The sequence below is a fragment of the Campylobacter concisus genome (genome assembly GCF_902460675.1).
GTDB classification, from domain to species: Bacteria; Campylobacterota; Campylobacteria; order Campylobacterales; family Campylobacteraceae; genus Campylobacter_A; species Campylobacter_A concisus_AJ.
In genome coordinates this window covers 947,933-960,119 of record NZ_CABPUQ010000001.1, presented here as the reverse complement: position 1 = coordinate 960,119, position 12,187 = coordinate 947,933, and the positions used below count along the sequence as shown (strand labels likewise).

The 12,187-nt window shown below is 40.3% G+C and carries 9 protein-coding genes and 2 pseudogenes; 9 read left to right on the top strand and 2 right to left on the bottom strand.

Features of this window, described 5'->3' with window-relative positions:
- Positions 1-56: 56 nt before the first annotated feature.
- The 6 genes from F3G88_RS04660 to F3G88_RS04635 are packed head-to-tail and all read left to right on the top strand — an operon-like array spanning position 57 to position 5,718.
- Entirely contained in the window at positions 57-923 is an 867-nt protein-coding gene (locus F3G88_RS04660) for a D-amino acid aminotransferase (protein ID WP_149715495.1), read from the top strand.
- The gene (locus F3G88_RS04655) at positions 920-1,363 is read left to right on the top strand and encodes a 2-thiouracil desulfurase family protein (protein WP_149715494.1); all 444 of its coding nucleotides are present in this window, start codon (positions 920-922) and stop codon (positions 1,361-1,363) included. The genes F3G88_RS04660 and F3G88_RS04655 overlap by 4 nt, the downstream gene beginning before the upstream one ends.
- Positions 1,356-1,850: a chemotaxis protein gene (locus tag F3G88_RS04650; RefSeq protein WP_148822706.1), complete on the top strand. Its 495-nt coding sequence runs from the start codon at positions 1,356-1,358 to the stop codon at positions 1,848-1,850. Before F3G88_RS04655 ends, F3G88_RS04650 begins: the two co-directional genes overlap by 8 nt.
- On the top strand, positions 1,847-3,862 hold the full coding sequence (locus tag F3G88_RS04645; RefSeq protein WP_149715493.1) for a bifunctional C40 family peptidase/M15 family metallopeptidase: 2,016 nt from the start codon (positions 1,847-1,849) through the stop codon (positions 3,860-3,862). The genes F3G88_RS04650 and F3G88_RS04645 overlap by 4 nt, the downstream gene beginning before the upstream one ends.
- Positions 3,863-5,182, top strand: a complete 1,320-nt coding sequence (locus F3G88_RS04640; protein ID WP_149715492.1) for an ATP-dependent DNA helicase — start codon at positions 3,863-3,865, stop codon at positions 5,180-5,182.
- A complete protein-coding gene (locus F3G88_RS04635) occupies positions 5,179-5,718 on the top strand; it encodes a hypothetical protein (RefSeq protein WP_103573358.1) in 540 nt (179 codons plus the stop codon). The genes F3G88_RS04640 and F3G88_RS04635 overlap by 4 nt, the downstream gene beginning before the upstream one ends.
- A gap of 27 nt (positions 5,719-5,745) precedes the next feature.
- On the opposite strand, the gene lolA is transcribed toward F3G88_RS04635, so the two are convergent.
- Positions 5,746-6,258 carry a LolA-like outer membrane lipoprotein chaperone gene (lolA, locus tag F3G88_RS04630; protein WP_002940204.1) on the bottom strand — a complete coding sequence of 171 codons (513 nt, stop codon included), beginning with the start codon at positions 6,256-6,258 and terminating at the stop codon, positions 5,746-5,748.
- Positions 6,259-6,355: 97 nt separating this feature from the next.
- Between lolA and secA the strand changes: the two are divergent.
- The 3 genes and pseudogenes from secA to F3G88_RS04620 form a co-directional block, all read left to right on the top strand.
- Positions 6,356-8,752, top strand: a pseudogene (gene secA, locus F3G88_RS04625) (preprotein translocase subunit SecA); the annotation flags it as partial.
- 108 nt (positions 8,753-8,860) lie between these two features.
- Positions 8,861-8,962, top strand: a pseudogene (locus tag F3G88_RS10720) (SEC-C metal-binding domain-containing protein); the annotation flags it as partial.
- 51 nt (positions 8,963-9,013) lie between these two features.
- On the top strand, positions 9,014-10,213 hold the full coding sequence (locus F3G88_RS04620; protein ID WP_149715490.1) for an ABC transporter permease: 1,200 nt from the start codon (positions 9,014-9,016) through the stop codon (positions 10,211-10,213).
- Positions 10,214-10,559: 346 nt separating this feature from the next.
- On the opposite strand, the gene F3G88_RS04615 is transcribed toward F3G88_RS04620, so the two are convergent.
- Complete coding sequence (locus tag F3G88_RS04615; protein ID WP_149715489.1) at positions 10,560-12,185, bottom strand: cation:proton antiporter; 1,626 nt, start codon at positions 12,183-12,185, stop codon at positions 10,560-10,562.
- Positions 12,186-12,187: the final 2 nt, after the last annotated feature.

Sequence of the window (12,187 nt, the reverse complement as noted above, 5' to 3'; positions counted from 1 at the left end):
ATCTATAAATTCAAACAAAATTAGATACAATTTGCCTAAAATTTAAGGAGCTAAAAATGGCAGATAAAGCTTTAGAAACGGTCTTTTTAAATGGCGAGTTTTTGCCAAAAGATGAGGCAAAAGTTAGTGCGTTTGATAGGGGGTTTATATTTGGCGATGGAATTTACGAAGTCGTGCCTGTGATAAACTCAAAAATGGTCGATAAAGAGGGCTTTTGGGCGAGGTTTGAGAGAAGCTTAAACGAGATAGATATAAGCCTGCCTTACGAAAAAGATAAATTTGAAGCGATCTTAAATGAGATGATCGCCAAAAACGCCTTAAAAGAGGGTGGAATTTACATGCAAGTAACAAGGGGCGTGGCGTTTAGAAATTTTTACTTTATGGAAAATTTAACCCCAAGCGTCTTTATCTTTTGCTATGAGAGCGAAATTTTAAACAACCCAGCCGCAAAAACTGGCATAAAAGTGGTAAGCGTCGAGGACATAAGGTGGAAAAGGCGCGACATAAAGTCGATCTCGCTTCTAGCTCAGTGCTACGCTAAAAATGAGGCTCACAAAAAGGGCGCAGACGAGGGCTTTATGGTCGAAAACGGCTTTGTCACAGAGGGCTGTAGCTCGAGCGCTTTTATCATCAAGGATAAAACTCTTATCACAAAGCCACTTTCAAATGAAATTTTGCCAGGGATACGCCGTATGAGGCTTTTAAGGATAGCTAAAGATATCGGCCTAAAGATAGAGGAGCGTAAATTTAGCATGGACGAGGTTTATAACGCTGATGAAGTCTTTATCTCGGCTGCTACGCTCATACTTTTGCCAGTCGTATACGCTGACGGCAAGGCGATAAACGGCGCAAAAGTGGGCGAAATTTCAAGCAAACTTCGTGAAATTTATGCTAGAGAGCTTTTAAAAGAAGCTAGACTTTGAGAGAAAAGGTCTTAATAAGCGCTTGTCTTGCTGGCATAAACTGCAAATTTAATGGCGAAAATAACCTTTTAGATAGTGGCATTTTAGATGAAATTTCAAAAAAATATCATCTGCTTTTTGTCTGCCCAGAGGTTTTTGGCGGACTTAGCACGCCAAGAGAGCCAGCTGAGATGAAAGGTGGCTTAGTCGTTACAAAAACCGCTAAAGATGTGAGCGAAAATTTTAAATTTGGGGCTGAGATTTGCCTAAAGATAGCTAAGCTAAATGGCTGCAAAAAGGCTATTTTAAAAGCTAGAAGTCCAAGCTGTGGGAGCGGGCAAATTTATGATGGAAGCTTCACTAAAAAGCTAATCTTTGGCGACGGCGTAGCGGCAAAACTGCTAAAAGAAAATGAAATTTTAGTTTTTAGCGAAGATGAGATAGGGCGGCTTGATGTTTGAGAGGCTAAAAGATAACGTCATGGTCGAGGTGATCTTTAAATACATCATCTTGTTGCTACTTTTTGCCTGCGTGGTGGGACTTTTTGCAAGCGGCGTGCTATTTTTAAAGGGAGAGATGAGCGAAAATTCGCTAAATTTGCACATTTTCTTTGGCTTTAGCTTGGTTGTCCTCACCATAATCCACAGCTACGTCAAAAAGAAAAAACTAAAAAAGCTAAGTCTTGAGTTTAAAAATATCTTAAAGCATAAGCCAGTGCAGATGGACTGCAACACGACAAGGTTTTTAAACGCACTAAATGATGTCAAAGTGGGCGAGCTTTCAAAGAAATTTGGCTCAGATGTTGTAGAAATTTTAAGATCAAACGATATAAAGGTCAAGGATCAAAACGAGACGATGAAGCAAATTTGCAAAAACAACGATGAAAAGATGTTTTATATCTTTGTTTTGATCGTCGAAGCTATATTTAAGGATAAGGAAGAAATTTGAAAAAAGGTATATTTTTAGCACTTAGTGTTGCTTTGTTTTTGGGTTGTTCGCAGACAACAAAACCAGAGCCAAACAAGCAGCAAAATGCCCTGCCAGACGAAAATGTCTATAAGCCAAATGAGCGCATCAGCTTGCTTGAATTTGAAGTAAAACAAGACGCCTCGTCGCTACCTCAAAATATGCAAAGTGCGAGCTTTACTCAGGATGAAATTTTAAAAAGAAGGTTTAAGGTTTTTACTCTAAGAGGCGTGAAATTTAACTCAAATGACGCTTTTTGGGCGTTTAATGTATATAAACCGAGTGAGAAAAGAAAGTATTTTGGCTCAAATTTTAGGCAGATACCTCAAAGCTGGTTTGACGCACAAAAGGACAATGCAAATTTCGCTGGCTTTTTGCAAATTTCAGCTTACGCTCTAACTTCAGCAAACACAGCTGTGAGAAATTTCCCAACCGACGAGCCGATATTTTTAAACCCGCAAACTCCAGGTGAGGGCTATCCGTTTGATTATTTGCAAGAATCAACCCTAAGCATCGCTCATCCTCTCTTTGTATCGCACCTCTCAAAAGATAGGGCGTGGGCGTTTGTGAGTGATGATGCGGTTTGGGGCTGGGTGAAGGTTGAAGATATCAAATTTATAAGCGATGAAGAGGCGCTTGCCTATCAAAAATCAAGCTTTGTCACGATAAAAACCGACAAGATGCCAGTTTATGATAAAGGCGGAAACTTTTTATTTTACTCGCGTGTCGGCGCGATACTGCCAGTTTTAGCACAAGATGACAAAAACTACTACGGCAAAATTTATGTAAGAAATATGCTTAGGGAGTTTGTCCTCCCAAAGTCTTTTAGCGCCCTTTTTCCACTTAAATTTAATGACTCAAATTTAAAGACAATTCTTAGCTCGCTTCTTACTCAGCCTTATGGCTGGGGCGGGGTGGATAAGCTAAGAGACTGCTCGCTTTTTACAAAAGACTTGCTAGCAAGCTTTGGCGTGTGGTTGCCTAGGAACTCAAGGGCGCAGGCAAATATGGGAGAGAAGATCAATCTAAAAGGTCTTAGCAACGCTGCAAAGAGCAAAGAGATAAAAGAAAAGGGCGTGCCATATCTCACTCTCGTGCATCTGCCAGGTCACATCATGCTCTACGCTGGATATAAGGGCGATGATATCTACGTCGTGCATGATGCTTGGGGGCTAAAGACTGCAAACAACGGCCGCGCGCTAATCGGAGCGACCGCGATAACTACGCTAAATATCGGACAAAACAGAAGCGACATACAAAGTGCAAATTTGCTAATTTCTAAGGTTGATTCTATAAATGTGATGAGACCTGAGCAAGGGATGCTAGATAAGGCTAGAAAGATCTCAGCTTTGCAAAGAGCTTATGGCGTAAAGATCGAAGAAAATTTGGTTAAATTTAGTGATGGCACGAGTTTAGTCTATGATGATTTTAAACAAAAAGATGAAGAGTGCAGCACTGGCGCTGACATAGAGGATATGAACGCACTTGATTACGCTGCATTTTCGCCACTAAGCGCAGCTCTAAGTGATGCTGGCAGATGCAGAAACTACGAGCTTTTAGGCAAAATTTATGGCTCAAGCGAGAGCGCGGTAAAAGCAAATTTAGTTGATGTCATCTGGCTAAAGGATTTTTTAAATTTACCTTTAAAATTTAACTCTAAAAATGGCGCTGCAGCTGCCTTGCAAGATGTGAGCAACGAGCTAAATGAGATGGTAAAGAGCGATCCAAATTTACTTGAATACCTAAAAGATCCAGGCGGGACATTTAAGTGGCGCATCATCGCTGGCACAAACCGCCTAAGCGCGCACAGCTACGGCATCGCGATCGATATAAATGTAAAAAAGAGCCACTACTGGCAGTGGAGCAAGGGCTATGAAAACTTGATCCCTGAAAAGATCGTGCGAGTTTTTGAGAAGCATAAATTTGTCTGGGGCGGACGCTGGAAGCACTTTGATACGATGCATTTTGAGTATCGCCCAGAGATGTTTGAGTAGATGAAAGATCAAATTTTAGAAATTTTATCTCGCTCAAATGTCTTTTTAACTGGCGGTGGCGGTGTAGGCAAGAGCTATCTAACTGCCTCCATCATCAGACACTACAAAGAAAATTTCAAAAACGTCGTCATCCTTGGCTCAACTGGCATAAGCGCCGTTAGCCTTGGAGGAGTTAGCTTGCATAGCTTTTTTAAATTTGGCTACTGCAAGGACTACGAGGAGCTAAGACGGCTTGACTACCGCCAAAAAGATAAGCTAAGCAAGCTACGAAATATGCTAGATGCTTGCGATCTGCTTGTAATAGACGAAATTTCGATGGTTAGCTCAAACGTGATGGAGATGATAAGATACCGCTTGCTTACCTCTAAATTTAAGGGCAGGGTGCTTATAGTTGGCGACTTTTACCAGCTCCCACCCGTGCAAAAAGAGCAAAATGAAAGCAAACTTTTTAACTTTTTATACGCTTTTAACTCCAGTGCGTGGGAGGATATGAAATTTACAAATGTCGAGCTTTTAGTATCAAAACGCACAAATGATCTTAAATTTTATGAAATTCTCTCTCGTCTTAGAGTTGGCGAGCTAGATGATGAGATGATGGCCTATATCGAGAGCTTGCGAGTGGATGTCATAGAGCCAGATAGCGAGACAAGCGTGCTTTTTGGCAGAAATGCAGAGGCTGAGATGCTAAATCAAAAGAGGCTTTTTGCACTTAATACTCCGCTTGAAATTTCAAACTCAGACGTGCTTGTTATGGATGAAAATTTAGATAAAAAAGAGTTTGAAAAGTGGGCAAATACACTAAATATCTCGCGAAATTTAGAGATGAAGATAGGGGCTAAGATCATCTTTACTTCAAATAAATGGGGTGAATACTGCAACGGCGAGCAGGGCAAGATCATGCAAATTTTAAAAGAAAAAGGCGTGATCTCAAGCGTCATCGTGCAAAAAGATAGTGGCGAGATATGCGAGATAGAAAAGTGCGCCTACAACTTTTGCGCGCTAAATTTAAACGAAGATGAGATCGAGGAGAACGTGCAGGCCTCGCTTTATCAGTTTCCATTTAAGCTAGCCTATGCGCTAACTATCCACAAGTCTCAAGGCATGAGTATAAACTCGCTCATTTGCAACATCAACCACATCTTTGCCAAAGGACAGCTCTACGTCGCACTTTCTCGCGCGGTAAATCCTAAAAATTTAAAACTTTTTTATGATAAGAAAAGTGATTTTAGGCAGCATTTAAGAAAAGTGGTTAAAATTGACGACGAAGTTAAGAAATTTTACCAAGAAAACGTATTTTTGCATATTAAGGAGAGTTTATGAAAAAGCTACTTTTAAGCCTTATTTTTGGCGTTTTTGCATTTGCTGACGTGCTAAAAGTGAGTGACTTTCAAACAGATATCTACTCAAAAGCTGGACAAAATTTAACAAAAAAGATAAATATGAGCCTAGAAGTTGTCGGACGTGACGTGGAGGAGAACGAAGCTTACGTGCTTGATGCGCTAAACGTCGTGGTTGGCAGCTTTTACGTGGAGGACATCCTCACCTCAATGGGAAAAGAGAAATTTAAAGAGCTTTTTATGAAATATGCAGCCAAAAAGCACTCGCTTGACATCGACGACGTGCTTATTTTAAACATCAAAGTGATAAATAATTTAGAGCTAAGCGAGATCATAAAAGCGATAAAAAGCCAAAATTTATGCTCTGATCCAAGCGTAAATGAAGATGTGATGACAAAGCCAGAAAAGAAGAAAAAGGGCAATGAGATCATCATCTCGCCCGATCCAAATGATGTGGTGCAAAAGCCGATCGATCTAAATAATGTGCAAGAATTTGGAAAAGACTTCGGAGAGAAGTGAGTAAATTTGGCTAAAAGCTAGCCAAATTTATTGATTTACGATGTCGTAACCTTGTGGGATGACTGGAGTTAGCGTCTCTTTTGGGATGAGTGCGTCTTTTACTGGGTTGCTTAGAGTGATTTTTATCTTATTTGAAAGCTTGTCTTTATAGTCAATCGTCGTTGGAAGCGTATTTTTGATCGTTATAAAATACTCAACTCCGTCATATATCGCCTTATAAAGAGTCGGCTGAATTTGCTCTGCGTGAGCTAAAACCTGCGTCAAATTTGGCGTGTCATCTAGTCTTGAAATGATGGCTTGCTCAAGCTCATCTTCGATCACGACCACCTTGTCTTTGTCGAAATAAATCCTCTTTGGTGTTGGACTTTCATATATCCAAAGCGCGGTGTTGTCGCTTTTAGCGTAAAATCTACCCTTATAATTTACACTTTTGCCCTCGCTAAAGACAGTTTGCGTAAAGTCACTTTGCAGGCTTTTAAAATTTAAGCCAGCGCCAAATGAGCAAACTGCGACAAGAGAAGCTATCAAAAATTTTCTCATTTTTTATCCTTTTTTGGCGTATTCTAGCCCAGTTTAATTAAATAAATAGTTAAACTATGCTAAGATCCAAAGTTTAAAAATTTAGGAAGGTAAAGTAATGATTTCATCGGTATTTAGAAAGATTTTTGGCACGAAAAACGATAGAGAAGTCAAAAAATATATAAAACGTGTGGCGCAGATAAATGCGCTAGAGCCAACTTATGAGAAGATGAGCGATGATGAGCTTAAGATTAAATTTAACGAGCTTAAAGCCCAAGTCGTCGAAGAAAAAGTCACTTTAGATCAAATTTTAAATGATGTCTTTGCGATCGTTAGAGAGGCTAGCAAAAGGGTGCTTAAGATGCGCCATTTTGACGTGCAGCTAATCGGCGGCATGGTGCTAAACGAGGGCAGGATCGCCGAGATGAAAACAGGTGAGGGTAAGACATTGGTGGCGACTTTGCCAGTTATCTTAAATGCGATGAGTGGCAAGGGAGTGCATGTAGTGACCGTAAATGACTACCTTGCAAAGCGTGACGCGACGCAAATGGGCGAGCTCTATAACTTTTTGGGCTTAAGCGTCGATGTGATACTAAGCGGCGGATATGACGACGAGGTAAGACAAGCTGCCTATAACGCCGACATAACATACGGCACAAACTCAGAATTTGGCTTTGACTATCTGCGTGATAATATGAAATTTGAAGCTAGCCAAAAGGTGCAAAGGGGCCATAACTTCGTTATCGTGGACGAGGTCGATAGTATCTTGATAGATGAGGCTAGAACGCCACTTATCATCTCTGGTCCAACAAACCGCACGCTTGATGGCTATATAAGAGCCGATCAAGTCGCAAAACAGCTTACCAGAGGCACTCCAGCTGATCCAAACGTGCCAGGCTCAAAGCCAACTGGCGACTTTATAGTAGATGAAAAAAATAGAACGATAATGATCACAGAGGCTGGCATAAGCAAGGCTGAGGGGCTATTTGGCGTTGAAAATTTATACAACCTTGAAAACGCAGTGCTAAGCCACCACTTAGATCAAGCTCTAAAGGCGCACAATCTCTTTGAAAAAGACGTTCATTACGTTGTAAAAGATGGTGAGGTTGTCATCGTTGATGAATTTACAGGACGTCTAAGCGAGGGCAGACGCTTTAGCGAGGGACTTCATCAAGCACTTGAGGCAAAAGAGGGAGTGAAAATTCAAGAAGAGAGCCAAACGCTAGCTGATACAACATATCAAAACTACTTTAGGATGTATAAAAAGCTTGCAGGCATGACTGGTACGGCTCAGACTGAGGCTACTGAGTTTTCTCAAATTTATAATCTTGAAGTTATCTCAATCCCAACAAACGTGCCAGTTAAGAGGATCGATCAAAATGACCTTATCTATAAGACTCAAAACGAGAAATTTAAAGCTGTCATCGACGAAGTCAAAAAGGCTCACGAAAAAGGTCAGCCAGTGCTTGTGGGAACCGCAAGTATCGAGCGTAGTGAGGTGCTTCACGAGATGCTTAAGAAAGCTGGCATCCCACACTCTGTGCTAAATGCTAAAAATCACGAAAAAGAGGCCGAGATCATCGCGCAAGCTGGTGTAAAAGGCGCTGTGACTATCGCTACAAACATGGCTGGACGTGGTGTTGATATCAGGATAAATGACGAGGTGAGAGACCTTGGTGGTCTATACATCATCGGCACCGAAAGGCACGAAAGCAGAAGGATAGATAATCAGCTCCGTGGCCGTGCTGGACGTCAGGGCGACCCTGGTATGAGTAGATTTTATCTAAGCTTAGAGGACAATCTTTTAAGGATTTTTGGTAGCGACCGCATAAAAGCGATCATGGATAGACTTGGTATCGACGAGGGCGAAAGCATCGAGAGCCGCATGGTGACAAGAGCTGTTGAAAATGCTCAAAAGAAAGTCGAGAGCTTGCACTTTGAGGCTAGAAAGCACTTGCTTGAGTATGATGACGTGGCAAATGAACAAAGAAAGACCATCTATAAATACCGCGATGAACTACTTGATAAAAACTACGATATGAGCGAAAAAATAGCTCAAAATAGAGTTGAATATGCTACAAATTTACTTGATACGGCTGAAATTTTCCATGGCGGCTTAAAAGATGACTATGACATTAAAAATTTATGCTCTATTATCCTTGCAGATTGTGGCGAAGAGATCGACGAGAGCGAGCTAAAAGGGCTAGAGTATAATGAACTAGTAGAAAAAATAGCTCAAATTTTAGAGGCTAGATATAATGAAAAAATGAGCGTGCTAAATGAAGAGCAAAGAAAAGATATAGAGAAAATTTTATACCTTCAAGTGCTTGATAATGCGTGGAGAGAGCACCTTTATCAGATGGATATCCTAAAAACTGGTATCGGTCTAAGAGGATATAATCAAAAAGATCCATTAGTGGAGTATAAAAAAGAGAGTTACAACCTCTTTATGGAGCTAGTTGGTAGGCTAAAAACTGAGAGCGTTAAGACGCTTCAAATCGTTAGATTTAAGAGCCGTGAGGAGCAAGAAGAGCAAGCCAGGATGATGCTAGAAGCTAGCCAAAATGCTGAAAATGAGCCCCTAAGTTATAATAACCAAGGCGAAGAAGAAAATTTCACGCCTGAAAAAAAGATACCAAGAAACGCCCCATGCCCTTGCGGAAGCGGTAAAAAATATAAAGATTGCCACGGCAAAAGTGGCCCTAAAAAAGGCATATTTGCTTAAAATTTCTACTTTTAAGGCGCTAAAGCGCCTTAATCTTTTAAAGGCTATTTGATGACAAGCTTACCAAAGTACCTACTTTTTAAATATTTAAGATTTGATAAAACTCAGCCATTTATCGCACTAAGCGCCTTGCTCGCCTTTCTTGGTGTGAGCATAGGACTTATGGTTTTAATAGTTGCTATGGCGATCATGAACGGATTTGATAAAGAATTTGAGCGCAAACTTTTTACGATGAACTATCCTATAACCGTTCAAAGCGCCTTTAAAGGCTCGATCGATGATAACTTTGTAAATGAGCTCAAGGCTAAATTTAGCGACCTTAAATTTAGTCCATTTATCAGCACGCAGGTCATTTACCGCTCGGCAAATGCACTTGAGGGCGGGCTGGTTTATGGTGTAAATTTTAAAGACGAAAAGCAGATAAACTCGGTCGTAAACGAGGCCTTAAAAGAAAAAGAGTTAAGCGGCTTTGAGATACTTGTAGGAAGCGGTATCGCAAATGAATTTAGACTAAGAAATGATGAAAAACTAACGCTTATCTTTACAAAGGCCGATCCTGCTGGCTTTTCGCTAACGCCAAAGATGAAGCGCTTTGATATCGGCGGCTCATTTACATCTGGGTTAATCGCCTATGACAAGGCTTTTTCATATACTTCGGTTGATGCATTAAGGAAAATTTTAGACTACCCAAAAGGCGTTTATGACGGCATTCATATCTTTTCAAGTAAGCCATTTGATGATATAAAAAGGGTGCGCGAGGGGCTTCCAGCTGGCACGGTTGCTATTGGCTGGTGGGAGCAAAATGGCAACTTTTTCTCAGCACTCGCACTTGAAAAAAGAGCACTTTTTATCGTTTTGATGTTAATTATCCTTGTGGCGTCGCTAAATATCATAAGCTCACTACTAATGACCGTGATGAACCGCAGGCAGGAGATCGCCTTACTTTTAGCGCTTGGTGCTAGTAAAAGCGAGATAAAAAGAAGCTTTTTTTATCAAGGGCTAGTTATCGGCGGAGGTGGCATTATATTTGGCTTAGTGCTTGGCTTTTTGGGGCTATTTTTACTTGGAAATTTCAACATCATAGACCTGCCAGCTGATGTTTATGGCTCAAGCAAACTACCGCTTGAACTCTCAACCATCGATCTTGTGCTTATCATCGTTGGAGCTGTATTTATCGTGGCTATCTCGTCCTACTATCCAGCTAAAAAAGCCACAGAGGTAAATGTACTTCAAACTTTAAGAAATGAATAAAGCCTAGAAAAACTAGGCTTTAAATTTGGTTTTAAAAGCATATTATTGACTAATATGCTTTTATTTTAATTTGTAATAAATTCTATTTTTCCTTTTGATAGCTTTCTATTTTTTTATATCTTTTCTATTTATATAAAATATCCCCAAGTGAGCTTATATATTTTTTATAATATTTGCCAGTTTTTTGCTCCGTCTTTTTGCTGTCACATCTTGATAAAAACCAAATCAATAAAGTAAAAAGTATTGCAATAAAACAGATCTTTTTATAGATATTCTTTTAAATTTATTTAGAAAAGGTGCATTTAAAAAAGTAAAATTTAGTGCAAGAGCTAAAAAGCTAAATTTACTACGCTCTTACGTCGTGGTCGATCTTGCACTGAAGGGCTTCATGAACAAGGGTTTTTGCCATGACGCGCTCTTCGCTTATTAGGTGGAAATTTGCACCTAGCTCGCCAAAGATATCTTTGTTACCCTCGCCATTTGCCTTGATGATCGTTTGGATATTTGCGCCGTAGTCTTTTATCTTTTGAGCGATGAGCTCAACTCTTTGCTCGTTGCTAACTGTTATGATGACAGCGGCTGCGTCGTTTAGGCAGGCATTTTCAAGAGTGTCGCTTTGCAGCACGTTTCCTAAAAATACATTTTCCCCGCGGCTTCTGCCAAGTTCAACTAGGCTGATGTCGTTATCAAGCACGATGTATAAAAGCTTTGTCTCTTTTAGCCTTAAAACGACCTCTTGACCAAGCCTGTCGTAGCCAAAGACCACGATGTGATTTTTTAGTTTTTGTGGCTTTAGGGTGTCATTTGACTCGATCACTATTTCACGCTCTACAAGATCAGCTAAGACGTCAAGCTTTTTAAGTATAAAAGGTGTCGCAAACATCGATATAACAGAGGCTGCGATGAAAATTTGAGCAGTTTGGACATCAAGAAGATTTCTAGTAGTCATCAGCCCAAATACAGCCAGTGCAAATTCGCCGATCTGACAGACGCTAAGTGCGGTTTTAGCAGCGACCCTGCGTTTTAAGTAGATATTTAAAACGGCAAAAACGACGATAGCTTTTACGACCATTATACTAAAGACTAGACCTAGAACTAGCCAGATATTTGAGAGCACGACTACAAAATTTATTTGCATGCCAACGGTTATGAAAAATAGTCCAAGAAGTAGATCTCTAAAAGGTATGAGATCGACCTCGATCTGGTGCTTATACTGCGTCTCTGCCATCATCATGCCAGCTAAAAATGCACCAAGAGAGTATGAAAAGCCAAAGAAGTGAGCCAGCGTGCTGGCGCCAACTACTAAAAAGAGGATCGTAGCGATAAAGACCTCTTGAGAGTTTGTCTGAACGACTTTGTAAAATATCCAGTTGATGACGTATTTGCCGAGCAAAAATAGCACAACGATAAGGATAAACGCGCTTGTAAATGTCTTTAGTAAAAGCTCATTTATCGAGGCATCTTGCGAGCTAAACATATCTATCATAAGCAAAATAGGGATGACGGCGATATCTTGAAATAGTAAAATTCCAAGCGCCTTTCTACCATAAATTTTACTTACATCGCCATTGTCATTTAGTGTTTTTAGCACGATCGCGGTTGAAGATAGAGCAAAGGCAAGACCAGCGATAAGTGCTGTCTCGTCCTTTAGATGAAGCGCGTAGTAAAGCATCACGCCCATCACAAAGCCGCTTAAACAAACTTGCAGACCGCCATTTAGAAAGACCTCTTTTTTCATGCTCATCAGGTGTTTAAAGCTAAACTCAAGTCCGATCGTAAACATCAAAAATGCGATACCAAATTCTGCGATATGAGAAATTTCATCGTTGCTTTTTAGGTTGAAAAACTCAGATATAAGCGTGCCAGTTACGATGTAGCCGATGATGGTTGGTATCTGAAATTTCTTAAAAATGACATTTAACGCGACTGAGATCGCAGCGACAAGCAAGAAGCCTTCTAAAATTTGTTCCATAT